At 59.7% G+C, this 25,163-nt stretch carries 18 protein-coding genes; 8 read left to right on the top strand and 10 right to left on the bottom strand.

The window, feature by feature from the left end:
• Positions 1-102 precede the first annotated feature (102 nt).
• The 10 genes from JFN91_RS00210 to dnaA all read right to left on the bottom strand — a co-directional run bounded on the left by JFN91_RS00210 (position 103) and on the right by dnaA (position 17,551).
• Positions 103-1,185, bottom strand: a complete 1,083-nt coding sequence (locus JFN91_RS00210; protein ID WP_199387220.1) for a PAS domain-containing sensor histidine kinase — start codon at positions 1,183-1,185, stop codon at positions 103-105.
• A 182-nt stretch (positions 1,186-1,367) separates the two neighbouring features.
• Positions 1,368-2,900 carry a hybrid sensor histidine kinase/response regulator gene (locus tag JFN91_RS00205; RefSeq protein ID WP_199387219.1) on the bottom strand — a complete coding sequence of 511 codons (1,533 nt, stop codon included), beginning with the start codon at positions 2,898-2,900 and terminating at the stop codon, positions 1,368-1,370.
• On the bottom strand, positions 2,887-5,157 hold the full coding sequence (locus JFN91_RS00200; RefSeq protein ID WP_199387218.1) for an ATP-binding protein: 2,271 nt from the start codon (positions 5,155-5,157) through the stop codon (positions 2,887-2,889). Before JFN91_RS00200 ends, JFN91_RS00205 begins: the two co-directional genes overlap by 14 nt.
• A gap of 113 nt (positions 5,158-5,270) precedes the next feature.
• Positions 5,271-6,278, bottom strand: coding sequence for an NAD(P)H-dependent glycerol-3-phosphate dehydrogenase (locus JFN91_RS00195; protein WP_199387217.1), 1,008 nt, complete (start codon positions 6,276-6,278; stop codon positions 5,271-5,273).
• A gap of 147 nt (positions 6,279-6,425) precedes the next feature.
• Positions 6,426-7,949, bottom strand: coding sequence for a HEAT repeat domain-containing protein (locus tag JFN91_RS00190; RefSeq protein WP_199387216.1), 1,524 nt, complete (start codon positions 7,947-7,949; stop codon positions 6,426-6,428).
• Positions 7,950-8,070: 121 nt separating this feature from the next.
• Complete coding sequence (gene gyrA / locus JFN91_RS00185; protein WP_199387215.1) at positions 8,071-10,584, bottom strand: DNA gyrase subunit A; 2,514 nt, start codon at positions 10,582-10,584, stop codon at positions 8,071-8,073.
• Positions 10,585-10,921: 337 nt separating this feature from the next.
• Positions 10,922-13,312 (bottom strand): DNA topoisomerase (ATP-hydrolyzing) subunit B, encoded by a 2,391-nt coding sequence (gene gyrB / locus JFN91_RS00180; protein WP_183344112.1) that lies wholly within the window; start codon positions 13,310-13,312, stop codon positions 10,922-10,924.
• Between the two features lie 256 nt (positions 13,313-13,568).
• Positions 13,569-14,663, bottom strand: coding sequence for a DNA replication/repair protein RecF (recF, locus tag JFN91_RS00175; RefSeq protein ID WP_199387214.1), 1,095 nt, complete (start codon positions 14,661-14,663; stop codon positions 13,569-13,571).
• A gap of 174 nt (positions 14,664-14,837) precedes the next feature.
• Positions 14,838-15,956 (bottom strand): DNA polymerase III subunit beta, encoded by a 1,119-nt coding sequence (gene dnaN / locus JFN91_RS00170; RefSeq protein ID WP_183344108.1) that lies wholly within the window; start codon positions 15,954-15,956, stop codon positions 14,838-14,840.
• Between the two features lie 215 nt (positions 15,957-16,171).
• Entirely contained in the window at positions 16,172-17,551 is a 1,380-nt protein-coding gene (gene dnaA / locus JFN91_RS00165) for a chromosomal replication initiator protein DnaA (protein WP_199387213.1), read from the bottom strand.
• Between the two features lie 271 nt (positions 17,552-17,822).
• Here dnaA and rpmH point away from each other — a divergent pair, with 271 nt between their 5' ends.
• From rpmH to rsmG, 8 genes are all read left to right on the top strand, one after another.
• Positions 17,823-17,972, top strand: a complete 150-nt coding sequence (gene rpmH, locus JFN91_RS00160) for a 50S ribosomal protein L34 (protein ID WP_199387212.1) — start codon at positions 17,823-17,825, stop codon at positions 17,970-17,972.
• 8 nt (positions 17,973-17,980) lie between these two features.
• Positions 17,981-18,334, top strand: coding sequence for a ribonuclease P protein component (rnpA, locus tag JFN91_RS00155; protein WP_199387211.1), 354 nt, complete (start codon positions 17,981-17,983; stop codon positions 18,332-18,334).
• A 1-nt stretch (position 18,335) separates the two neighbouring features.
• Positions 18,336-18,536: a membrane protein insertion efficiency factor YidD gene (gene yidD / locus JFN91_RS00150; RefSeq protein WP_209005528.1), complete on the top strand. Its 201-nt coding sequence runs from the start codon at positions 18,336-18,338 to the stop codon at positions 18,534-18,536.
• Between the two features lie 18 nt (positions 18,537-18,554).
• On the top strand, positions 18,555-20,171 hold the full coding sequence (gene yidC, locus JFN91_RS00145; RefSeq protein WP_199387210.1) for a membrane protein insertase YidC: 1,617 nt from the start codon (positions 18,555-18,557) through the stop codon (positions 20,169-20,171).
• Positions 20,172-20,190: 19 nt separating this feature from the next.
• Positions 20,191-21,558, top strand: a complete 1,368-nt coding sequence (gene mnmE, locus JFN91_RS00140) for a tRNA uridine-5-carboxymethylaminomethyl(34) synthesis GTPase MnmE (protein ID WP_199387209.1) — start codon at positions 20,191-20,193, stop codon at positions 21,556-21,558.
• 214 nt (positions 21,559-21,772) lie between these two features.
• Positions 21,773-22,336 carry a hypothetical protein gene (locus tag JFN91_RS22445; RefSeq protein WP_199387208.1) on the top strand — a complete coding sequence of 188 codons (564 nt, stop codon included), beginning with the start codon at positions 21,773-21,775 and terminating at the stop codon, positions 22,334-22,336.
• Positions 22,337-22,479: 143 nt separating this feature from the next.
• Positions 22,480-24,354 carry a tRNA uridine-5-carboxymethylaminomethyl(34) synthesis enzyme MnmG gene (mnmG, locus tag JFN91_RS00130; RefSeq protein ID WP_199387207.1) on the top strand — a complete coding sequence of 625 codons (1,875 nt, stop codon included), beginning with the start codon at positions 22,480-22,482 and terminating at the stop codon, positions 24,352-24,354.
• Positions 24,351-25,004, top strand: a complete 654-nt coding sequence (rsmG, locus tag JFN91_RS00125; RefSeq protein ID WP_199387206.1) for a 16S rRNA (guanine(527)-N(7))-methyltransferase RsmG — start codon at positions 24,351-24,353, stop codon at positions 25,002-25,004. The genes mnmG and rsmG overlap by 4 nt, the downstream gene beginning before the upstream one ends.
• The last annotated feature ends 159 nt before the right edge of the window (positions 25,005-25,163 follow it).

Raw genomic sequence — 25,163 nt, 5'->3', positions numbered from 1 at the left:
TTACCAATCCCGATTAGGCATGATCTTGCGCCAAATGCTTCTACATCCCCTCTCCCTCCGGGAGAGGGACCAGCGGAAGATCGTCGCTAATCAATCCGGTTATCAATTGACAACTGCCTCACGTCCCAGCGTGAAGTAGAAGGTGGCCCCCTGCCCGGGCGCGCTCTCGGCCCAGATCCTGCCGCCGTGGCGGGTCACGATGCGCTGGGCTATGGCCAGCCCGACGCCGCACCCCTCGAATTCGTCGGCACGGTGCAGCCTGTGGAACACCGTGAACAGCTTGTCGGCGTAGGCCATGTCGAACCCCGCGCCGTTGTCACTGACGAAGTAGACCGGCTGCCCCGCCTCTTGCCTGACCCCGAAACGGATCCGGGCCTGAGGGGTCTTGGCGCTGAACTTCCAGGCGTTGCCGATCAGTATCTCGAGTAGCTGGCGAGCCAGCTTGGGATCGGCCTCGGCCGTCATCCCTTCGGCGATCTCGAACTCCACCTCCCGCCCGGGCTCGTTGTGCTTCAGCTCCAGGGCGATGACCTGCGCCTTCACGCTCAGGTCGACCGCGCGCGGCTCCAACTCGGAGCGTCCTGCCCGCACCAGCTGCAGCACGGCGTCGATGAGCTGCGCCATCTTGCCGGTCGCCTGGCAGATCCGGGTCAGGTACTCCTGCCCCTGGCTGCCGATCACCTCACCGTAGTCGTCCAAAAGGGCCCGGCTGAACCCGTCGATGTGCCTCAGGGGGGCCCGCAGGTCATGGGAAACGGAGTAGCTGAAGGCCTCGAGCTCACGGTGCGCTGCCTCCAACTGGGCCAACTGTTCGGTCACCTGGCGCCGTAAGCCCTCCTGGTCCTGTCCCTGCGCAGCCGGCTCGAGCCGCCGCGCCAGCACCAGGTGGGCCGGCTCGCTGTGGAAGGTGACGGGTCGCCAGGTGAGCTGCAGCTCCAGTTCCGTGCCGTCCCGCCTGCGCTGCAGGCAGGGAACAACCTTGGCCTCGTCGCCGGAGGGGGGATCGGCCGCGCCGAGGTGGGAGAGGTTGAGTTCCATGAACTGGCTGCGACCATAGCCGTACAGCCTCAGGGCCGCCTCGTTGACCGCCAGAAACTGCCCGGTGTCACGGTGACAGACCCACATCGCCTCAGGGTTTTCCTCGAACAACTCGCGGTACCCCGCGTCAGTTTCTCGCAGCGCCACTTATCCCTCCCGTCCCAAGATCATGTCAACGTAACTGCCGGCACTCCCATGAGAGGGGTTTCCTCTCCAACGCTGCTCTACTTTACTATATTTCCCGAAAGAAAAAAGAGGAATAATTAAAGACTCTTTCGAAACCTGTCCGACGGTCCCCCCGTTCCTGCGGCTAATGAAACCCGAAATGGCTACTCCCCGGGCTCCTCCGGTTGCGCGGGAAGCAGGATGGTGAAGACGCTGCCTGCCCCCGGCTCGCTCTCGGCCCAGATGTAGCCCCCGTGTGCGTCCACGGCCTTCCTGCAGAAGGCAAGCCCCAGGCCCGTGCCGCGGGTCTTCCCCTGGCGGCGGTTCCTGGCCTGGACGAAGCGGTCGAAGATGGAGCCCAGCGCTTCTTCGGGGATGCCGACCCCGCTGTCGCGCACCCTGATGCGCACGAAGTCGCCTTCGGTCGGGAGCTGCCCCGGTGCGTAGTTCTGCTCCGGGACCTTCCCCGTCACCGTGGTCGGGTCGTGCACCAGGTCGGCCGAGACCTCGATCTCGCCCCCTTCCGGGGTGAACTTCACCGCGTTGGAGAGGAGGTTCCCCATGATCCTGTTGAAGGAGGAACGGTCCGCCGAAACCGGGGGCAGTCCGGAGGGGAGGGTGGTGAACAGATTGATGGCGCCGCGCTGCGCCAGGGTCTGGAACTTGCTGACGCTGCGGTTGAGCAGGGAGCCCGGATCCTCGTCCCTGAAGCTGAGCTTCATCTTGCCCGCCTCGAACTTGTGGATGCCGAGCAGGGTGTCGATCATCTCGACCATCTCCTCGCAGCTCTCGATGGCGGCGTTCAGGTACTCGCGCTGGTCCGGCGTGATCGGGCCGAGCTTCGCCTCGCGCACCAGGTCGATGGAACCGACCACGGCGGTGATCGGGGACTTCAGGTCGTGCGACAGCATGCTGACGAAATCTTCCTTCTCCTGCTCCAGTTCCTTGAGCTTGGAGATGTCCCGGATGATCTCGACACTCCCCACCAGTTCCCCGGAGCCGTTTTTCAAAGGCGCCGCCGAGGAAAGGACCGGCACCTGCTGCCCGCCGATCTGGAGCTGGTAGGCGACGTCCAGGCAGGGCTCGCAGGTGCGCAGCACGGTGCGGGCCGGCAGTTCCCCACCCGGTACTTCGGCTTTGAGTACCTCTTCCAGCACCTTCCCCTCGATGCCGCCGTCACAGGAAAGGACGCTCTCCGCCTGGCGGCTGGCAGTGATGATGGTCCCGTGCAGGTCGACGGCCAGCAGAAGGTCCGCCATCCCCTGGAGTACCGCCGCCATCTTGAGGCGCTCCTCGTCCAACTGCCGTTGCAGCTTGGCGTTTTCCTTCCTGGTGCGGTCGATGCCGATGGCGCGCTCCACCTTTTGCAGCATGTCGTCGGAGGAGAAGGGCTTGGAGATGTAGTCCAGCGCACCCTTTTTCATGGCGTCCACCGCGATGTCCTCGCTGCCGTGCGCGGTCATCATCACCACCGGGGTCTGGTCGCTGCGGATCCGGCTCAACACTTCCAGACCGTCCATGCGGGGCATCTTGATGTCCAGCATGATCAGGGAAAAATGCTCGCGCTCGATCGCCTCCAGCGCCTCTACCCCGTCGCGGGCCCGCTCGGTCTCGTAACCGGCGTCTTCCAGCTGCAGCTTGAGGATGAGGGCGATGTCCGCCTCGTCATCAACTATGAGAATCCTATCCTTTTGCATCGGTCTCCCCTATGATTGGCACGGTGAAGCTGAAGGTGTTGCCGCGCTCCTGGGCGGCGGTGTAGAAGATCCGGCCGTGATGGCGCTCGACGATCTCCTTGCAGATGGCGAGTCCCAGGCCGGTCCCCCCCACCTTGCCGCGTTCCTGGCATTCTATCTGTTGGAATTTCTTGAAAAGCTTGTCGCGGTCCGACCACTGGATCACGCGTCCCTTGTCGGCCACCGAGACCACCACGTAGTTCCCTTCCTGCTCGGCACTGATCATGACCACCTTCCCCTCCGGCGAGAACTTCACCGCGTTGGACAAAAGGTTGGTGATCACCTGGATCAGGCGGTCGCTGTCGCCGTACACCATGGGGAGGTGCTCGCCGACGGTGTTGACGATGGTGATGTCGCGGCCCATGGCGTAGGACTTGATCTCCTCGACCGCGTACACGGTGAGTTCGCCGATGGAAACCGGTTTGAACTTGAACACCATGCCGCCCGACTCGATCCCCGAGATGTCGAGTATCTCGCTGATCAGGCGGATCAGGCGCTGGGTGTTGCGGAAGCAGACGGTGAGCAGCTGCCGCTCGGTGTCGGTCAGCCACTTGCTGCGGGTCAAGAGGAGCTGTAGCGACCCCTTGATGGAGGTGAGCGGCGTCTTCAGTTCATGCGACACGGTCGAGATGAACTCGGTCTTCATCCGGTCCACCTGCTGCTCCACGGTGACGTCGCGGATGGAGAGGACGATGCCGGCGAAGTTGCCGTACTCGTCGGAGAGCGAGGAGAGGTAGACGTGCAGCCGCTTCCCCTTTACCGTCAGCTCCTCCTTGGTCCCGCCGCCGCGCTCGGGCTGGGACAGGTCCCTGATCCGCTCCAGCAGCGGGGTGAACCCCACCAGCTCACAGACCTGCTCGATGGGCTGCCCGACCACGCGGTGCGGCACCATCCCGAAGAGCTGCTGCGCCGCGGGGTTGAAGAGCACGACCAGGTTGTCGAGGTCAGTCACCACGACCGCCTCGGCCAGGCTGGTCAGCACCGCCTCCAGCCTCCCCATCTCCATGACCAGGGCCGAGGTCCGCTCGTCCACCATCCGCTCCAGCTGCTCGTTCAGCTCCTGGAGGTCGTCGGTCTTCTTGTTGATGATGGCGTCGCGCTCCTTGAGCGCCTGCACCATTTTGTTGAAGGAAGAGGCCAGCACCCCCACCTCGTCGTCCTGGTCACCCTCGACCCTCTGGTCCAGGTCCCCATGTTCGATCTTGCTGGCGCTCGCCGCAAGTTGCCGCAGCGGGCCGGTAAAGTGCCGGGAGGCAAGGAAGGCCAAACCGAACGAACAGAGGATGCCGATGAAGGCGGAGGCCAGGATGTTGCCCAGGTTTTCCCGCCTGGTTTCGCTGAACCTTTCGGTGGCCACGGCGACCGAAATGGAGCCGACGAATTCACCCCGACTGTTCAGGATGGGGTCGATGACCGTCTCGTAGTCTCGCGATCCGATGCGAGCCTCGCCGCGATACACCTCGCCGCGCTCCAGCACCTCGACGACCTTCGGGGAGAGGGTGGAGGCGTCTCGCAGAGTGGCCGGCAGGCTGCTGGAGATACGCAGGTCCCGCTGGGTGATGCTCACCTCGACGTCGTTGCCTGATACCTCCTGAAGGTCGGTGGGGAGGGTCGCTTGGTTGTTAAGGATTTCGGCGGCGACGAAGCACCCCAAGACGCTGCCGCCTTGGCCTAGCACCGGGACCACCACTGTGTTTACCATGGCCTCCGCGTTGCTTTCCTGCTCGCAATAGCGCTTGGCCCCTGCCTGACACAGCGTTGCAGCCGGCAGTATCTCTGTCGAACTCACCACACCTTTCCCCGCCAGTGCCTGATCCAGTATCCCGGGCAGGTACAGCTCCTCGTCGTACGATGTGGTATCGACGCCCGCTAAGATCCTCTTTTTGCCATCCAGCATCAGCAAGATATCCAGGGAGGGGAGCACCCTGTGTATTTGTTTCAGCCGATCGTCCAGCCATTTGCGATCACCCGACGCAACATGTCCCTGCACCACCGGCGCGGTGGCGGGCTGCAGCAGCGAATAATTGATGACAGTGGCGCGGTCGCGGTACTGGCTGCGGGCGTAGGTGAGGTTTGTTTCGAGGTTACGGTCGACCTCGGTGCGCAAAGACGCACTCATGGTCTTCATGGTCGAGTAGATCAGGGTGGAATAGGAGATGAGAAGGATGGCGAGGATGGACAGGAGCAGTTTGGTTCTTATGCCAAAGCGTGGTTGCATTACCTATCCTTGAAAAACAGATAAAGATTAAGATTGAGACAAAGAGAAACAGGATGGCGCAGTGTCCACTGTTTCTTCTCAATCTTAATCCTAATCTCAGCCTTAATCTGTTCCTAAGCTCCTTCGGCCTTGAGGTTCCTGGTCATGAGCTCCAGGACCGCTTCGCGTGCCGGCTTGTTCTGGTAGAGCATCTGGTACATCTGGTCGATGATGGGCATCTCGACCCCCAGCTTCCTGGCCAGGTTGTACGCCGATTCCGTGGTCTTGACCCCTTCGGCCACCATGCGCATCTCGCCCAGGATCTCGTCGAGGCGGCGCCCCTGGCCGATCTGGATGCCTACGCTGCGGTTCCTGGACAGGTCGCCGGTGCAGGTAAGCACCAGGTCTCCCATCCCGGCCAGTCCCGCAAAGGTGGCGGGCTGCGCCCCCATGGCAAGGCCGAGGCGGGTCATTTCGGCAAGGCCGCGGGTGATGAGAGCGGCCCGGGTGTTGCTGCCGAAGCCGAGGCCGTCCGAGATGCCGGCCGCGATGGCGATGACGTTCTTGATGGCGCCGCCAAGCTCGACCCCCACCACGTCCGAATTCCGGTAGACGCGGAAGAAGTTGGTGTTGAAGGCTTCCTGTACCCGGCGGGCGATCTGCTCGGTAGCCGCGGCAGCGGCGACGGCGGTCGGCATCTCCTGCGCCACTTCGCGGGCGAAGCTCGGGCCGGAGAGGGCGGCGAAGTTGGCGTACATCTCCGCGGGGAGGATCTCCTGGTAGATCTCGGAAACCGTGGCCAGGGTGTCGACCTCGATCCCCTTGCTGGCGGAGATGATGAGCGCGTCTTGCGGGATGAAGGGGAGGGAGTTGGTGATCACCCGGCGTACCAGCTGGGACGGCACCACGCAGAGCACCATGGTGCAGCCGCGGTAGGCCTCCTCGAGGTCGTTGGTGAAGGCAAGGCTCTCCTGCAGCGTGATCCCGGGGAGGAAGAGGTTGTTCTCCCTGGTCTCGCGCATGGTGACGACCAGTTCGGGCTCGTAGGCCCACAGGGTGACCTGGTGTCCCTTCTTGGCGAGCAGGTCGGCCAGCGTGGTGCCCCAGCTGCCCGCGCCTATTACTGCAACTTTCTCTAGCATCTATTCAAGCCCTCGTACAGTTTCTCTAGCCCTCATGAGGACTTCATTGTAACACAAATAATTAACATTCCGCAGACGCACTCGCAAGCGCCTTGTTCCCCCTCCACTTGCGGGAGGGGGAGGGATTGCGAAAGCAGGAATTACTTTTTACAGCTCTTCTACCGCCCTCAGCGGCGGCTCATCGCCACGCTCCAGCGATTCCCGGGCGATTTCCATGCTCTCCAGCGCGAAGCGGCGCAGGAACGGGTGCAGATGGAGCGGCAGCGGGTTGTCCACTAGGCTGTCGGCAAGCCCCACGATGCGGGCAACTTCGAGATTGTCCCTGCCGCAGCGGCGCATCAGGTCCGCGCTGACCAGCAGCCGCTCCCGGATCAGTTCCATCTCCGGTGCCAGCAGTTCCGTGCAGAAACGCTCCAGTACCTGTTCCGATCCCTTACCGCTGCGGTACTCCTCGGCGAAATCATAGACTCGCTGTGCGGCCATGAACCAGCCGGAGAAGAATGAATCGGCGAAGAGACGCTGGGCAAGTTGCTCGCCCTCGTGGAAGCTGAGCCGGCGCGAGCGGGGGAGGTCGGTGAGCTTGTCGGTGTAGCGGGCGGGGGTCATGTCCTCGCCGGCGAAAATGCCGCGCCTCATGTAGAAGTCCGCCGGGAGGTAGCAGAGGTCACGGCTCCAGTAAAGGGCGTCGCGCACCAGGTCCAGCAGGTATGCCGGAGCCACCTCGATCAGGTCGTCCTGCATCCGGAAGCCTTCTATCTCGGCGGCGAAGTTGTCGAGGGTCAGGTCCCCGGCGCCCCAGGCTGCCAGCACCCCGCGTCTCTCGTGCACCTGCATGTACAGCACGCTCACGGTGTCCGGGCTGGCCCAGCGGGACAAGAGCAGCGAACGGTAACCGTCCCCGTCCGGCGGTGTCGCGTAGCCGGCATGGAAGGGGAGCAGCTTGCGCGGCGGCGGCACCGCGACGCCCAGGAAACGGAGCCTGCGCAGTGCCTTGTCTGCGTACGGCGCAAGCTCGGCACCGCAATCGGCCAGGAAATCCTGCAGTACGGCGGCCGCGCGGGGGTCCCTGATTTTGCCCAGGGCCGCAAGCGCGGAGTGCACGATGTCGCGGTCCTCGTGCCAGAGCATCGCCTGAAGCAAGCGGGGCGACTGGTTGTCGCCCGAGTGGCACAGCTCGCGGATCACGATCTGCTGCACTTCGGCAGGGTAGGAGAGGAAATCATCCAGGAAGGTGACCATCCCTTCCTCGCCCAGTCGCATCGCCCCCTGGACCTGCTGTCCCAGGGAGGTGCCGCCGGAGCTGGCCTTGTCTTGCCTGAAGGGAGGGGCGTTGACGTCCACGCCGTACCCTTCCAGGGCGATCATCAGGGCGGCCTTGCCGTCGGCAGCGAGGTCCTGGCGCTTGATTGCGATCTGGATCAGCTGGTCGAGCCAATCGCTGGTGTCGAAGAAGTCCAGGATGTAGGCGTACTTGGTGATCAGTTCGCCCGAGTTTTCGCGCCAGAGTTCCCGTACCAGCGGACGCAGCGCGCGTTTGCCGGCCTTCTGGAACTTCAGGCCGATCTGCTCCATCTCGTGGATGGAGATACCGTCACCCTTAAGCCGCACCAGGAGATCCAGAATATCGCGACGCTCATTGAGGGAGTTGTCTACCTTCTCGCTCTGTTGCATGGGTCTACCCTTTTTCACTGCATGGCACCCCTCCCAAGGGGAGGGCAAAGATTACATGTTCGACGCTTGCTTTTCGTTAAGTCCCCCTTTAACAAAGGGGGATTTAGGGGGATTTGCTTTACTACTCCTCGCCCTCGCCGCCGTCCGCTTCGAGCTCGACGATCTCGTCGATGTCGTTTTCTTCCTCGTTCTCTTCCTGGTCCTCTTTCTCGGCCAGGCGGGCCACGGCGACAACGCGCTCGTTCTCTTCCTTGACCATGAGGCGAACGCCCTGGGTGTTACGGCCGATAATGGAGAAGCCGGCCACGGAAACGCGCAGGATCTTGCCCTGATCGGTGATCAGCATCAGGTCGTTGTCGTCCACCACCTGCTTGATGTCCACCACCTGGCCGTTACGCTCGGTGGTCTTGATGGTGATGATCCCCTTGCCGCCGCGGGACTGGGTGCGGTACTCGCTGATCTCGGTCCTCTTGCCGTAGCCGTTCTCGGTTACGGTGAAGATGGTGGAGTCGGTGAAGTTCTCGTTCAGGATCTCCATGCCGATGACCACATCCTCGTCCTCGAGGGTCATGCCGCGCACGCCGCGGGAGACGCGGCCCACGGTGCGGACGTCGTCTTCCTTGAAGCGGATCGCCTTGCCGTTGGCGGTGGCGAGCAGCACGTCCTGCTTGCCGTCGGTGAGCGCCACGGAGATGAGCTTGTCTCCGTCGTCGAGGTTGACGGCGATGATGCCCCCCACCCTGGGGTGCGAGTACTCCATCATGTTGGTCTTCTTCACCACGCCGTTCCTGGTGGCCATCATGATGAACTTGTCGTCCACGAACTCCTTGACCGGGAGGATGGTGGTGATCTTCTCGTTGTTGGCGAGGTTCAACAGGTTCACGATCGCCTTGCCGCGCGCAGCGCGGCCCGCTTCCGGAATCTCGTACACCTTGAGCCAGTACACCTTCCCGGCATCGGTGAAGAACATGAGATAGTCCTTGGTGGAGGCGATGAACAGCTGCTCCACGAAATCCTCCTCTTTGGTCTTCATGCCGGTCTTCCCTTTGCCGCCGCGGCGCTGGGCGCGGTACAGGGTGACGGCGTTACGCTTGATGTAGCCGGTGTGGGAGATGGTGACCACCATGTCTTCCTCGACGATGGTGTCCTCCAGCGAGATGTCGGCGGTCTGCATGACGATCTCGGAACGACGCTTGTCGCCGAACTTCTCTTTAAGTTCAAGCAGTTCGCCCACGATGATCTTGAGGATCTCGGCCTCGGAGGCAAGGATCTCCTTCAAGCGGGCGATGTACTTCAGTATCTCGCGCAGCTCCTCGAGGATCTTCTCGCGCTCGAGGCCGGTCAGGCGGTGCAGCCTCATGTCCAGGATGGCCTGGGCCTGCAGGTCGGAGAGGCCGAACTTCTCCATGAGGCCGACCTTCGCCTCGGCCGGCGAAGCGCTCGCCTTGATCAGGGCAATCACCTCGTCCAGGTTGTCCAGGGCGATCTTCAGACCTTCCAGGATGTGGGCGCGGGCCTCGGCCTTCTTCAAGTCGAAGATGGTGCGGCGGGTGACGATCTCTTTTCTGTGCTCTATGAAGAACTCGATGGTCTCCTTCAAGGTCAGCACGCGCGGCCGGTTGTGCACGATGGCCAGCATGATGATGCCGAAGGAGGACTGCATCTGGGTCTGCTTGTACAGGTGGTTCAGGATGATGGTCGGGTTCTCGTCCTTCTTGAGCTCGATGACGATCCGCATACCCTCGCGGTCGCTCTCGTCTCTGAGGTCGGAGATACCCTCGATCTTCTTCTCCTTGACCAGCTCGGCGATCTTCTCGACGAGCTTCGCCTTGTTCACCTGGTACGGGATCTCGGTTACCACGATGGACTGGCGCTCGGTCTTCTTCTGGGTCTCGATCTGCACCTTGGCGCGCATCTGGATGATGCCGCGGCCGGTGGAGTAGGCCTTCATGATCCCTTCGCGGCCGTAGATGAAGCCGCCGGTCGGGAAGTCCGGGCCCGGGATCAGCTCCACCAGCTCCTCGAAGGAGAGCTGCGGGTTCTCGATGATGGCGACAATGGCGTCCACCACCTCGGAGAGGTTGTGCGGCGGGATGTTGGTCGCCATACCGACCGCGATACCGGCGGAACCGTTCACCAGTAGGTTCGGGAACTTGGAGGGGAGGACCAGCGGCTCCTTCAAGGAGTCGTCGTAGTTGGGGCCGAAGGGGACGGTTTCCTTGTCCAGGTCGTTCAGCAGTTCGTGGGCAAGCTGCTCCATCCTGATTTCGGTGTAACGCATCGCCGCCGGGGAGTCGCCGTCGATGGAACCGAAGTTGCCCTGGCCGTCGACCAGCGGGTACCTGAGCGAGAAGTCCTGGGCCATCCTGACCAGGGTGTCGTAGACGGCGGTGTCGCCGTGCGGGTGGTACTTACCGATGACGTCGCCGACGACGCGGGCCGATTTCTTGTACGGCTTGTTCCAGTCGTTGGACATGTCGTACATGGCGTAGAGGCAGCGCCTGTGCACCGGCTTCAAGCCGTCGCGTACGTCCGGAAGCGCGCGGCCGACGATGACCGACATGGCGTAGTCCATGTAGGAGCGCTTCATCTCGTCTTCGATGTTTACCGATACCTTGTTCAGTTGATTCAGCATTTAGGAAACCCTTTCCGGTCAAAAGGCGGCATCTTTGGGTCAAATCCCCCGAAAAACGCCCTCACAATTGATTTGCAGTAGATATATGCAAAACGCTATCCCCTCCCGAAGGGAGGGAAAATTTTTTTTATTTAAGCATCCCGCGGTGTTAACTCGTTCTCACCCGCCTTATCCAACTCCCCCTCGCCCCCCGGGAGAGGGCCGGGGTGAGGGCGTCCCCGCCCCCGGAGGGGGAGGGATAGGGAGGGGGAAGGTTTCACCTGACGGCCAAGCTACCCCCCTCCCGACCTCCCCCCTCCGGGGGGAGGAGGTAGTTGGAAGAGGAGGAGGGTAGGTGCTAGACGTCCAGGTTGCTCACGTTCAAGGCATTCTGCTCGATAAAGTCGCGGCGCGGCTCTACCTGGTCGCCCATGAGCACGGTGAAGATCTCCTCGGCCGCCACTGCGTCCTCGATCTTCACCTGCAAGAGCACCCTGTTCTCCTGGTGCATGGTGGTCTCCCAGAGCTGCTCCGGGTTCATCTCGCCCAGACCTTTGTAGCGCTGGATGTAGAGACCTTTCTTGGCGCTCTCCATGAACCACGACAGGATGTCGTCCTGGCTCTCGCTCTCGAACATCACCTTGTCTTCCGGCCCGAGGATCACCCCGGCGCCGACCCCCATCACGGAGCGGACCCGCTTGTGGTTCTCGAGCAGCATGGCGTACTCGTAGGACTCCAGCACCTCGAAGATCTGCTGATCTATCTTCACCCTCAGGTTCCCGAAGGCGAAGATGATGCTTTCGTCGAATACCTGGGCCTCCACCTCGGGGTAGGCCTCCTTCATCTTGGGCAACTGCGCGATCAGGTCGGACATCTCCTCCAGACCAGGCTTGATGCCGGCCTTCAGGAAGACCTTCAGGAGCAGTTCGTTGATCCCCTTCTTGACCACCTTGTCGAAGAGCTCGTCGTAGTCGATCAGCTGGGTGAGGATCGGGATGATCTGCTTGCCGCGATAGGAGCGCTCGTCGCTGCCGGAGCCGAGCTTCAGCGTCATTTCCTCGGTCCCTTCTTCGAGGAGGTAGGCCTGCAGCGCCGCTTCGTTCTTCAGGTACTGCTCTTTCCTGCCGCGCTTGATCTTGTACAGAGGCGGCTGGGCGATGTAGAGGTAGCCGCGCTCGATCAGCTCCATCATCTGGCGGAAGAAGAAGGTGAGCAGCAGCGTGAGGATGTGCGAACCGTCGACGTCCGCATCCGTCATGATGATGATGCGGTGGTAACGGAGCTTCGCGATGTCGAAGTCTTCCTTGCCGATCGAGGTGCCCAGGGCCGAGATCAGGGTCCTGATCTCCTGGGAGGCGAGCATCTTGTCGAAGCGCGCCTTCTCGACGTTGAGGATCTTACCCTTCAGGGGGAGGATCGCCTGGTACTTGCGGTCACGCCCCTGCTTCGCCGAGCCCCCTGCGGAGTCACCCTCGACCAGGAACAGTTCGCACAGCGCCGGATCCTTCTCCTGGCAGTCGGCCAGCTTGCCGGGGAGAGTACCCACCTCGAGCGCCCCCTTGCGGCGGGTCAGCTCGCGGGCTTTCCTGGCCGCCTCGCGGGCGCGGGCCGCATCGATGGATTTTTCCAGGATCTTCCTGGCCATGGCCGGGTTCTCTTCCAGGTAGGTGGCCAGTTTCTCGTTCATCAGGGTCTCGACGTACCCCTTCACCTCGGAGTTGCCCAGCTTGGTCTTGGTCTGCCCCTCGAACTGCGGCTGGGAGATCTTCACCGAGATGACCGCGGTGAGGCCTTCGCGCAGGTCGTCGCCGGAGATGGCCACCTTCACGTTCTTCAAAAGGTTGTTGGCGGTGGCGTAGTTGTTCATGGTCCTGGTCAGCGAGGCCTTGAAACCGACCAGGTGGGTGCCGCCCTCGTGGGTGTTGATGTTGTTGGCGAAGGAGAACACCTTCTCGTCGTACGAGTCGTTGTACTGCATGGCGATCTCGATATCGACGCCGCTTTTCTCACCCTTGATGTAGATCGGGTCGGGGTTGACCAGGTTCTTGTTCTTGTTCAGGTACTCGACGAAGCTCCGGATGCCGCCTTCGTAGAAGAAGTCGTGGTCCTTCTCGGTGCGCTCGTCGTGGATCTTGATGCGCACGCCGGCGTTGAGGAAAGCCAGTTCCCTGAGGCGCTTGGAGAGGACGTCGAAGGAGAACTCGGTGGTCTCGAAGATCTCGCCGTCGGGGAGGAAGGTGATCTTGGTGCCGCGACGCTTGGTCTCACCGGTGATGGCGAGCGGTGCCTGGGGCACGCCCCTTCTGTAGCTCTGGGTGTAGAGGTTGCCGTTACGGCGGATCTCCAGCTCAAGCTTGGTGGAGAGCGCGTTGACGACCGAGCTCCCCACGCCGTGCAGGCCGCCGGAAACCTTGTAGGAGGAGTTGTCGAACTTGCCGCCGGCATGGAGCACGGTGAGAACGACCTCCGCCGCCGACCTGCCCTCGGTCGGGTGCATGTCGGTCGGGATGCCGCGGCCGTTGTCCTCGACGGTTACCGAGCCGTCCAGGTGGATGGTGACCTGGACCGCGTCGCAGTAGCCGGCCAGCGCCTCGTCGATGGCGTTGTCCACCAACTCGTAAACCAGGTGGTGCAGACCCTGAGCAGCGGTGGAACCGATGTACATGGCCGGACGCTTTCTTACCGCTTCCAGTCCTTCCAGAATCTGGATCTTATCCGCCCCGTAATCGCTTTGTTCTTCTGAGCTCATCGTTACCTCTTTCAAGAAAGTTCAATTACTCAATTTCCCTCCCCCGGAGGGGGAGGGCAGGGAGGGGGAAGTCTTTATGCCAACAAGCCCCCCTCCCAACCTCCCCCCTCCGGGGGGAGGAGCGTCAGCTACAACTATCCGAGAATGCGACCTTTTCCTGGTTCCCAAGCTCCAGCTTGGGAACCCTCATATGGCGCAAAGCTCCAGCTTTGCGTTCCCAAGGTGGACCTTGGGAACGAGAACAACTTGCGCATCGTTACTCGAGAATGCGACCTTCTTTGATGCGGAAGGTCCTGTTGTCGTCCATCTCCTCGATCGCCACATTGGAGAGCGACGTGGTGGTGATGAAGACCTGCATCTCTCTTTTCTTCAGAAAATCCATCAGGTTCTGATTACGCTCCCGGTCCAGCTCGCTGGTCATGTCATCCAGCAGGAGCACCGGCGGCGCCTCGAAGCACCTGGTGATGTACTCTATCTCCGCCATCTTGAGCGCCAACACGAAGGACCTCTGCTGTCCCTGCGAGGCGAAGTGCCGGGCCGAGCGGCCGTTTAATCCGAAGTAGAGGTCGTCGCGATGCGGTCCGATGGCCGTGGTCTGTCGCCTCTTCTCTTCCGCCGCGTGCGCCTTTATGGCATCGGCCAGCGCCGCTGCCGGATCCTCGGCGTAAGCCTTCTGGTCCACCCCGTGCAGCCGGTACTCGATCTGCACCGTCTCGTCGTTGCCGGAAATCTCGCTGTAGAAGCCCTGCAGCAGTTTGCCGATTTCGGCCAGGTACGCCTTTCTTCTCTCGATCACCAGCTGCGCCGCCTGGATCAACTGCTCGGTCCAGACCTCGATCCCGCTGCCGTCGCCTACCTTCAAGAGGGCGTTGCGGTTCTTGAGGATCTTCGAGTAGTCGTGGAAGGCAGCCAGGTAACTCAGATCGCAGGTGAATACCGCCCGGTCCAGGTACCGACGTCGCAGGTCCGGTCCCCCGCGCACCATGGAGATCTCTTCCGGCGTAAAGAGCACCACGTTCAAACTGCCGAAGAAGTCGTCCAGCCTTGTTGCCAGCTTGGCGTCTATCTTCGCCTTCTTGCCCTGCTTCTCCAACAGGAGGGCTATCTCCCTGCTGACCCGGTCCCGTTCCACGACCCCCTTGATCAGGGCAAACTCCGAGCCGAACGCGATGAGCTCGACGTTTTTCGCCTGTTTGAACGACTTCATCGTGGCGAGGAGGTAGATCGATTCCAGTAGGTTGGTCTTGCCCTGGCCGTTGTTGCCGTAAAAAACGTTGAACTTCTTGCCCGGAACAAGCTCGATGTTCTGCAGGTTGCGGAATGAAGCAAGTTTTAGTTTTATCAGTTTCATTGGGGCCTTAACGACACAGGCTAGCTACTTCTACCCCCTCCATATGCACAACATGGATACACGTGGTAACGCCCTCATCCGCCCCTTTGGGGCACCTTCTCCCAAAGGGAGAAGGAAAATGGACAAGCCCTCGCCCTCCGGGAGAGGGTGGCCGAAGGCCGGGTGAGGGAGTTTTTAGAGCCTCATCGGCATGATGACCGCCAGGAACTCCTCGCCGTCGGCCGCCTTCATGATCACCGGGGAGAGCTCGTCCTTCAGTTTCAACTCCACCTCGCGCTGCTCCATGACCGAGAGCACGTCGATCAGGTACTTCGCGTTGAAGCGGGCCGAGATGCCGTTGCCGTCGTAATCGATCTCGATCTCCTCGCGCGCCTCGCCCAGTTCCGGGTTGCTGGAGGAGATGATCACCAGTTCCGGATTGACGTCGATCTTGACCCCCTTGAACTTCTCGGAGGAGAGGATCGACATCCTTTTTAGGGAGTGGAGGAACTTGTCGCGGTTGATCTGCACGATGCGGTCGTTGGCGACCGGGATGACCTTGGTGTAGTCCGGGAACTCGCCGTCGATGAGGCGCATCACCACCACGGTGTTCCCCTTCTTGATGACGGCGCTGTTGTCCATGAAGCCCAGCATGATCTCGCCGTCTTCCTCCTCCACCATCTTCTTCAACTCGAAGATACCCTTCCTCGGGAAGATGACCCCCTTGGAGAGCTCGGCGGTGATGTTGCCGTTGATCTCCTTTTGGGCGACCGAGAGGCGGTGACCGTCGGTTGCCACCATCTTCAGGACGTTGGTGCCGTTCTCGTCGAACGCCTTGATGAAGATACCGTTCAGGTTGTACTTGGTCTCGTCGTAGCAGATGGCATAGGAGGTCTTCTCGATCATGTCAGCCAGGATCTCGTTCTTGAAGACCAGGAAGCTTTCCTCTTTCACCTTGGGGAAGTAGGGGAATTCCTCAGAGGAGAGGCCGACGATGTTGAAGCGGGCCTTGCCGCAGGTGATCTCGACCCAGTCGTTCTCCTTGGTGGTGAAAAGAATCTCCTCGTCCGGCATCTCCTTGACGATTTCGTAGAGTTTCTTGGCCGAGACGGTGATCTTGCCTTCGCGGATCACGGTGGTCGGGTAGGAGCTCTTCATGCCGACCTCGAGATCGGTGGCGGTGATGAAGAGCTGGTCGTTCTGAACCTCCAGCAGTGCGTTGGAGAGAATGGGCATGGTGTTGCGCTTTTCTACGATACCCTGGATTCTCTGGAGGGCTTTCATAAAAATCTCTTTGCTGATTCTGAATTCCATGTCTCTCTCCGGTTCTGTTTTTATTATGTTTTATATAAAAGATTGTAGTAGTAGATAGTGTCCTGTTGATACTGTGGACAACCCTCTTTACCCTTTGAAACTGTTACCCTTTTGGCTCTGGAAACTTGGCGGGAAAATCCGGCCAGTTCTCTTCATTTCTGCACAGCTTTTTTTGACAGGGCTTCAGACAGGCAGGTTCTCCACAGTTATCCCCACTATGTGAACAGCCTTTTCTTGATGTCTTCCACAGTCGCCTTCAGGTCCGCGTCGGCCGCCAACTGCTTCTCAATCTTCTTCACCGAGTGGATGATGGTCGAGTGGTCCTTGCCGCCGAATTTCTCGCCGATCTCCGGGTAGGAGGCCTTGGTCAGCTCCCGGCATATATATATGGCGATCTGGCGCGGCACCACCAGGGTCTTGATGCGCTTGTCCGACTTGAGCTCGGAGAGCTTGATGCGGAAGTGATCGGCGACCATCTTCTGGATCATCTCCACGCTGATGTCGCGGGTCTTCTCGACGATGATGTCCTTCATCACCTCGCGCGCCATGGAGAGCGTGATCTCTTTGCCGGTCAGGCTTGCGAAGGCCTCCAGGCGGATCAGCATACCTTCCAGTTCGCGGATGTTGCTGGTGGCGCCTTCGGCGAGGAACAGCGCCACGTCGTCGGGGAGGTTCACCGCGTGCATGTCGGACTTCTTCTTGAGGATGGCTACCTTGGTTTCCACCCCCGGCGGCTGGATGTCCGCGATGAGACCCCACTCGAAGCGCGATCTGAGCCGCTCCTCGAGACCCGGTATGTCCTTGGGGAACTTGTCCGAGGTGACCACGATCTGCTTGTGGGACTCGTAGAGCGCGTTGAAGGTGTGGAAGAACTCCTCCTGGGTCGCTTCTTTTCCGGCCATGAACTGGATGTCGTCGATGAGCAGCAGGTCCATCTTCCTGAACTTGTTGCGGAACTCGTCCATCTTCTTGTAGCGCAGCGAGTTGATCATCTCGTTCATGAACTTCTCGGACGAGTAGTAGCAGATCTTCGCCTTCGGGTTCTTGGCCAGGATCTGGTTGCCGATGGCGTTCACCAGGTGCGTCTTGCCCAGACCCACGCCGCCGTAGATGAAGAGCGGATTGTAGTTGGACGCGGGCTTGTTGGCGACCGCCTGCGACGCCGCATAGGCGAACTGGTTGCTCGGCCCGGAGACGAAGGACTCGAAGGTGTACTTGGGGTTGAGATTGGGAACGAGTTCGGGCTTTTTGTCCTTCTCCTTTTCCTTCTCCTTTTCCCCTTCCTTCTCTTTATCCTTTTCCTTGCCTTTGGCCTTCGGCTCCTTCTCCGTCCTGGGCTCCGGTAGCTCGGGTTTGGCTTCGGCGACGTGGAACTCGATGTGGTAGGTCTTTGAGGTGATCGCGGAGAGCACTTCCTTGATCATGGCGAGGTACTTGTCAGTAACCCATTTCTGAAAGAACGAACTCGGTACTTCGAGGACTACGGTGTCTGCGGTGGCGCCAAGGAACTTAAGCGGCTCTATCCAGGTCGTGTAAGTCTGCTCGGTTAATACGTGTTTAAGATTTGCCTGGGCTTCCAGCCAAATATTTTCCATGGAGAGAGGCCTTTTTTTCACTGTTTTTAAACAGCTTTATCAACAACTGTTGATAATAGATAAGTTACACAATTTCAGTGGCTTACAGGATTTTACACAGAATAAGCCTATGTTAAGATTTTTAGCGTGTCACACTACCATGTCATCCCCTTTTTTTGCAAGGCAAAACTTGGCTTTAAAGAAACGACTTGACAAGGACTGGCGTTTATGTTTAAGTTCGACACTTGCCTTTAAAAGCATTGTAACCCTAAGACTTAAGGAGCAGATAAAGATGAAAAGAACTTACCAGCCCAGCAATACTTCCAGGAAAAGGACCCACGGCTTCCTCGTGCGCATGGCCTCCAAGAACGGCCGTCTCGTTATCAAGAGGAGAAGGGCTAAAGGCCGCAAGCGTCTCTCCGTAGGCATTGCCACCAAGTAATATCCTTTTTGTCCTGCTCGGATTTTCCCAAGGCTGAACGCCTGCGCAGGCGACCCGAATTCCTGCAGTTCAACGACGGCGCGTCGAAGATGCACACGCCGCATTTTTTGTTGCTCTGGAAGGTAAAAGACGGGTGCGTCACCAGGGTCGGGTTTACCGTCAGCAAGAAGGTAGGGAACGCCGTAGTCAGAAACAGCATCAAGAGAAGACTGCGGGAGTTTTACAGGCAGAACAAGCCTCTTTTCATCTCGGCCGATTTCAATATCGTTGCCAAGAAAGGAGCTGACTTGCTTGACTTTCACCAGATCTCAACCGAGCTCGCAGCCGCCTTCGGGCGGCTGCGTAAAAAACATGGTCACTAGCATACTCAAAGGCCTGATCGTTCTCTATCAGAGGTTCATCTCTCCGCTCAAGGCCCCATCCTGCCGTTTTTACCCTACCTGTTCGCACTACTCCTTACAAGCATTGGAAAAATACGGCCCTCTCAAAGGGTTGTGGTTGACGGCGGCGCGCATACTCAAGTGTCATCCGTTTCACCCGGGTGGTTACGATCCGGTCAAATAGTCCTTCCAGGAGATTGAAATGGAAAAACGTACTATCGTAGCGATACTGCTCTCCATCGGAGTAATGTACGCTTATTCTTTTATCTTCCCGCCCGCAAAGCAGGTTCCGCCCGCAGGTAGTGCCAAGCAAGGCGCCGTCAGCTCTGCTACGGTAGCAAGTGCACCTCAGGCAACACCGGCCGCCACTGCTGGTGCTCCGAACGCTCCCATCGCCGTGCCGGCAGCACCCGCAGGCGCTGCCCGTGACATCACCGTCGATACCGATCTCTACAGTGCCGTCTTCTCTACCCAGGGCGCCGGCCTCAAGAAGTTCGTACTGAAGAAGTACAAGGATGTAGCCGGGCCGAAAGGGCAGGACATCGTCCTGGTCAACGAGACCGCTGCCAACAGGTTTAACCTCCTTAGTGACTCCCGCGAACTGGGCCTCAACCCGACCGCCCTTTACAACGTCAGCGGCAGTGATCTGAAGCTCACCGGTGCCAACAAGGGGACCCTCGAGTTCACCACCACCACCCCGCAGGGGATCGTGTTCAAGAAGACCTTTACCTTCTCCGGCGACGCCTATCGCATCGGCCTCACCGAGCAGGTGCAGAATGGCGGCTCCGCACAGGTTGCCGCACCGGTGCACCTGCTGCAGACTTCGCGCGTGATCGACCAGAAGGCAGGCGGCGGCCGTTACGAGGTGTACGGTCCCTCGACCCTTACTGATAATGCAGTGAAGAGTGAGAAGCTGGACAGCCTGCTCAAGGCACCGGTGCAGTTCGACAAGAACATCCTCTGGTCCGCCTTTGCCGATAAGTACTTCATGGAGAGCGTCATTGCCGAGAAGGGGAGCATCGCCCAGGTGCGCCTGTCCCGTCCTTCCGTCGACGCCAACCTGAGGGACATCGCTTCCCCGACCATCACCGTGGCCCCCGGCCAGAGCGCGGCTGTCAGCTACGCCCTGTACTACGGCCCGAAAGATCTCGACATTCTCAAAGCGCAGGGGAGCAGGCTGGAAGAGGTCATCGACTACGGCTGGTTTGCCGCCATCGCCAAGCCGCTGGTGGTCTTCCTGAAGTTCCTCTACAAGTACACCGGCAACTACGGTATCGCCATCATCATCATCACCTGCATCTTGAAGCTCGTGTTCTTCCCGCTCACGCACAAGAGCTACAAGTCCATGAAGGACATGCAGAAGCTGCAGCCGAAGATGAACGAACTGAAGGAGAAGTACAAGAACGATCGCGACGCCATGAACCGCGCCGTGATGGAACTGTACAAGACCCACAAGGTCAACCCGCTGGGCGGCTGCCTCCCCATGATCGTTCAGATCCCGGTGTTCTTCGGCCTGTACCGCTCCCTCATGTACTCCATCGAGCTCAGGCACGCGCCTTTCTATCTCTGGATCACCGACCTCTCTGCCAAGGACCCGTACTACGTGACCCCGCTCATCATGGGCGCCACCATGTTCATCCAGCAGAAGATGACCCCGACCAACATGGACCCGGTCCAGGCCAAGATGATGCTGATGCTTCCCGTCGTCTTCACCTTCATGTTCCTGAACTTCCCGTCCGGCCTGGTCATCTACTGGCTGGTCAACAACGTGCTGACCATCGCGCAGCAGATGTACATCAACAAGTCGGTCGCCGACTGACCATAAGTGGATCAAAGCAATGTATGTTCGCGACACAATCGCCGCAATAAGCACAGCGGTAGGTGAGGGGGGAATCGGGATCGTAAGGATCAGCGGCCCTGCCTCCCTGCCCATCGCAAGCAGTATCTTCAGAGCAAAGTCGAACGGTGGCCTAAAAAGCCACCGTTTTTCTTATGGTGACGTGGTAAGTCCTGCCAACGGCGACCTGGTCGATGAGGCCATGGTGGTCTATATGAAGGGGCCCAACTCCTACACCCGGGAGGATGTCGTGGAGATCCAATGCCACGGCGGCACCCTGGTTGTGTCACGCATCTTGTCGCTGGCACTGGAACAAGGGGCACGGTTGGCAGAGCCAGGCGAGTTCACCAAGCGCGCTTTCCTGAACGGACGGATCGACCTGGTGCAAGCTGAGGCCGTCATGGATGTCATCTCCAGCCGTACGGATGCATCGCTTGCCCTGGCCCAACACCAGCGCGAGGGGCTTCTCTCCAAGCGTATTTCCACTGTGAAGGAAGGGATTGTCTATGCCCTTGCTTACGTGGAAGCGCTAATAGACTTCCCCGAGGATGACGTCGATGTAGCCGTTGAGACCGACGTCCTCGGCAAGGTGGCCCCCGCCCTGGCTGAACTTGACGCTCTGATCGAAGGATTCGACGAGGGAAGGGTGCTGCGTGACGGCGTATCAGTAGTCATTGCCGGCAAGCCCAATGTCGGCAAGTCCAGCCTGCTAAACACGCTCTTGAAAGAGAAACGGGCCATCGTTACCTCCGTGCCCGGCACCACGCGCGACCTGATCGAGGAAGTAGTCAACATCAACGGTCTGCCGGTCAAGCTTCTGGACACCGCCGGTATCCGCGAGTCAGAGGACCAGGTGGAGCAGGAAGGCGTCCGCCTGTCGTTGGAGCGCATACCCAGGGCTGATCTGGTGCTTTTCGTCATCGACGGCTCCAGTGAATTCGGCGATGATGATGCGACCATCTTGCAGGCCATCGGCAACAAGAGTTATCTTGTGGTACGGAACAAGGCAGATCTGGAGGTCAACGCCGTGCTGCCTGCCGCATGTATTGGTCCCGTTGTAGCCATCTCGACGCTGACCGGGGATGGTGTGCCTGAACTTCGTAATGCGATCACCAATGCCTTCATGCATGGACACGCCATCGACGGACGTGAGTTTGTTGCGGTATCGAAGGCGCGCCATCGCGATGCCCTGCTCAAGGCACGTGGCTCCTTGCAGTCGTTCGTCGCCAATCTTGAGGCAGGGGTAAACATGGAGTTGCTGCCGGTCGATCTGAGGGATGCGCTGGACGCGGTAGGGGAGGTCACCGGCGAGACCACCGCCGACGATGTCCTCGACAGGATCTTCTCCAGTTTCTGCATTGGCAAGTAGGGGCGAATAATTATTCGCCCTTGCATCGCGTCTGCGGTGTTTCACGTGAAACAAATGCCTTTTTCGATGTTGCAACATATACTTACATTGACCTGTTCATCAGTTTAAATCGCGGGCCGAGGAATTCGACTGTAGGGGCGAATAACTATTCGCCCAGCCGCCGCCACTATAAGGAGAGGTACCGTTCGTCATCGCACCAAGTGACTCGCTCGTTGTGTCGGGTGTCTCGCTTGCCGCGCACGTTGACTCACCTTGCGCCAATGTGACTCGCATGACGTGCAATGTGACTCGCCCGACGCGCAATGTGACTCGCACGACGCACAATGTGACTCGCCCGACGCGCAATGTGACTCACACGACGCGCAAGGTGACTCGCCCGACGCGCAATGTGACTCGCATGACGCGCAATGTGACTCGCATGACGCGCAATGTGACTCGCATGACGCGCAATGTGACTCGCACGACGCACAATGTGACTCGCCCGACGCGCAAGGTGACTCGCACGACGCACAATGTGACTCGCCCGATGCGCAAGGTGACTCGCCCGATGCGCAATGTGACTCGCACGACGCGCAAGGTGACTCGCACGACGCGCAAGGTGACTCGCACGACGCGCAAGGTGACTCGCACGACGCACAATGTGACTCGCACGACGCACAATGTGACTCGCCCGACGTGCAAGGTGACTCACCTGACGTGCACGGTGACTCGCCTGCCAAAGGTGGACCCACGTCCTCCCCTTTACGAAAGGCGTGGGATAGAGGGAATTCGCTTTTGATGGCAGATGCCTTTCTTTCACCACCTTCTTTGGAGCGGTTGTCAGGGTGGATATCGGGTAACTATTTAAATTTAAATTATTTTTTAGTGTTGTTTCACGTGGAACATCCCACATAGATGCTTTCGCAGTAAACGGAGTATGGTTTGATAGTTTATGACAAAAAATACGATGTGATCGTCGTCGGCGCCGGACACGCCGGGTGCGAGGCCGCACTGGCCGCTGCCCGCATGGGCCGCCCGACCCTTATGCTCACCATCAACCTGGACGCCATCGCGCTGATGTCCTGCAACCCTGCCATTGGTGGTTTGGCCAAGGGGCACCTGGTCAAGGAGATCGATGCGCTCGGCGGTGAGATGGGGCGCAACATAGATGCAACCGGTATCCAGTTCCGCGTGCTGAACACCAAGAAGGGACCGGCGGTGCGTGCCTCGCGCGCCCAGGCGGACAAGCAACTGTACCGCCTGCGCATGAAGCACGTGATGGAGCAGCAGGATGACCTGGACCTGAAGCAGGTAGAAGTCACCGGACTGGTGATCGAGGATGGCGAGGTGGTAGGCGTTGATACCCGTGGCGGCGTCCGCTTCATGGGCAAAACCGTCGTCCTCACTACCGGCACCTTCATGCGTGGCCTCATCCATATCGGCCTCGTCAATTATCCCGGCGGCAGGGCAGGGGATCTGCCTTCCATCGGCCTTTCCGACGGCCTCAAGGATTACGGCTTCGATGTCGGTCGCCTCAAGACCGGCACTCCGGCGCGCCTGGACGGTAGGACCATCGACTTCGACAGGCTTGAGAAGCAGTACGGCGACGAGAACCCGATCCCGTTTTCCTTTTCGACCGAGCGCATCGAGCAGCCGCAGGTTCCCTGTCACATCGCCTATACCAATCCCAGATCCCACGATATCATCCGCAGCGGGTTGGATCGTTCACCGCTCTACGCTGGGATCATTGAAGGGATCGGCCCGCGCTACTGCCCCTCCATTGAGGACAAGGTGGTGCGCTTTCCCGAAAAGGATCGCCACCAGACCTTCATCGAGCCGGAAGGACGGGAGACGGTCGAGGTATATCCCAGCGGCATGTCCACCTCGCTTCCCATCGATATCCAATGGGCCTTCTACCGGAGCATCGAGGGATTGGAGCGGGTCGAGATCATGCGTCCGGCCTACGCCATCGAGTATGACTACGTCAACCCGATCCAGTTGCACGCCTCGCTGGAGACCAAGCTGGTGCGCAACCTCTACCATGCCGGCCAGATCAACGGTACGTCCGGCTACGAGGAGGCCGCGGCGCAAGGTCTCATGGCCGGTATCAACGCGGCCCTGAGGGTGCAGGACAAAGACCCGCTGGTACTTGGACGCAGCGAAGCCTACATCGGCGTGATGATCGACGACCTGGTCACCCTGGGCACCAAGGAGCCGTACCGCATGTTCACCTCGCGGGCCGAGTACCGTTTATTGCTGCGCGAAGACAACGCCGACCTGCGTTTGAGGGAAAAGGGGCACGCGATCGGGCTGGTGCAGGAAGAGGTGTACAGCTCGTTCCTGGCGAAAAAAGAGCTGATCGAGTCGGAACTGGTGCGACTTTCCAAGGAGAGACTCGCTCCTTCGGCCGCCGGTGACGATCTGCTGGAGGAATGGGGATTGGTCGGAATACAGAACGCAATCAGCTACGAACAGTTGCTGCGGCGCCCCGAGTTCACCTGCCAGGATCTTTCCAGGGTTTATCCCGCCATCCTGGAACTGCCCGAGCAGGTGCGCGAGCAGCTCGAGATCCAGATCAAGTACCAGGGGTACATCCAGCGCCAATTGGAACAGGTGGACCGCTCCGCCAGGCTGGAAAGCACCAAGATCCCCGATGACATGGACTACGGCACCATCTCCGGCCTTTCCGCCGAGGTGCGGGAAAAGCTTGCTCGCTTCCGTCCCGACACCCTGGGGCAGGCATCCCGCATCCCTGGTGTAACGCCGGCAGGTATTACGATCCTGTCCATCGCGTTGAAAGCGAGGTATGGCCGATGAACCAGCGCGCCAAGGATCTCCTGAAAAAGGGGAGTGCAGAGCTGGGTATCGATCTGACGCCGGGCCAGTTGAACGCTCTCGACCTCTTCGCCGAGGAACTGAAGAAATGGAACCGGAAGATCAACCTCACCGCCATCACCGATGACGAAGGTATCGCCGTGAAGCACCTGGTGGACTCACTGAGCTTGCTCAAAGTGGTACGTGGGCCGGGCTCCATGCTGGACATCGGCTCCGGCGGTGGCTTTCCGGGTATTCCTGTGAAGCTGGTGCAACCTGATCTGGAAATCGTTTCCGTCGACGCGGTGGTGAAAAAAATCAGCTTCCAGAAACAGGCGGTGCGTCTATTGAACCTGGTGGGCTTCGATGCGCAGCATGTGCGTGCCGAGACATTGGCCGTGCAGTACGCGGGTCATTTCGATTGGGTGGTCTCCCGCGCTTTCTCGGATATACCTTCCTTCGTTGCCATGGCCCTTCCGGTTCTGAAGGACGGCGGTCGCATCGTTGCCATGAAAGGGAAGAACGCGGCCGAGGAAGTGGCCGCCGCCGAAGGCGAGTTGGAAAAACGTGGCGCACGAGTCGAGTCGGTGTACGATTTCTCTCTTCCCTGCTCCGGCGACGCCAGATCGCTCGTTGTCATCGTTAGAATGTGATTGGTATTTATTAATATTTAATATAACGAGCAAAAACGGCTCTAGAAACGGTTTTAGGTGTCAAAGAAGGTCAGTGGTTGCGTCAAGACGAGAACGGCTCTTTTAGGACACAAAATGGCAGCCTAAATTTTGTGCAAATTCTCTGGAAATCGTTCCTGT

The sequence above is a fragment of the Geomonas anaerohicana genome (genome assembly GCF_016458305.1).
GTDB classification, from domain to species: Bacteria; Desulfobacterota; Desulfuromonadia; order Geobacterales; family Geobacteraceae; genus Geomonas; species Geomonas anaerohicana.
Note: the sequence above shows the minus strand (reverse complement) of the source record. Positions and strands in the feature narration are given on the sequence as shown.

Excerpts from the sequence above, each read along its gene's own strand:
- JFN91_RS00205 (WP_199387219.1), bottom strand. The coding sequence starts at position 2,900 with ATGCAAAAGGATAGGATTCTCATAGTTGATGACGAGGCGGACATCGCC.
- JFN91_RS00200 (WP_199387218.1), bottom strand. The coding sequence starts at position 5,157 with ATGCAACCACGCTTTGGCATAAGAACCAAACTGCTCCTGTCCATCCTC.
- JFN91_RS00195 (WP_199387217.1), bottom strand. The coding sequence starts at position 6,278 with ATGCTAGAGAAAGTTGCAGTAATAGGCGCGGGCAGCTGGGGCACCACG.
- JFN91_RS00190 (WP_199387216.1), bottom strand. The coding sequence starts at position 7,949 with ATGCAACAGAGCGAGAAGGTAGACAACTCCCTCAATGAGCGTCGCGAT.
- gyrA (WP_199387215.1), bottom strand. The coding sequence starts at position 10,584 with ATGCTGAATCAACTGAACAAGGTATCGGTAAACATCGAAGACGAGATG.
- gyrB (WP_183344112.1), bottom strand. The coding sequence starts at position 13,312 with ATGAGCTCAGAAGAACAAAGCGATTACGGGGCGGATAAGATCCAGATT.
- recF (WP_199387214.1), bottom strand. The coding sequence starts at position 14,663 with ATGAAACTGATAAAACTAAAACTTGCTTCATTCCGCAACCTGCAGAAC.
- dnaN (WP_183344108.1), bottom strand. The coding sequence starts at position 15,956 with ATGGAATTCAGAATCAGCAAAGAGATTTTTATGAAAGCCCTCCAGAGA.
- dnaA (WP_199387213.1), bottom strand. The coding sequence starts at position 17,551 with ATGGAAAATATTTGGCTGGAAGCCCAGGCAAATCTTAAACACGTATTA.
- rpmH (WP_199387212.1), top strand. The coding sequence starts at position 17,823 with ATGAAAAGAACTTACCAGCCCAGCAATACTTCCAGGAAAAGGACCCAC.
- yidC (WP_199387210.1), top strand. The coding sequence starts at position 18,555 with ATGGAAAAACGTACTATCGTAGCGATACTGCTCTCCATCGGAGTAATG.
- mnmE (WP_199387209.1), top strand. The coding sequence starts at position 20,191 with ATGTATGTTCGCGACACAATCGCCGCAATAAGCACAGCGGTAGGTGAG.
- rsmG (WP_199387206.1), top strand. The coding sequence starts at position 24,351 with ATGAACCAGCGCGCCAAGGATCTCCTGAAAAAGGGGAGTGCAGAGCTG.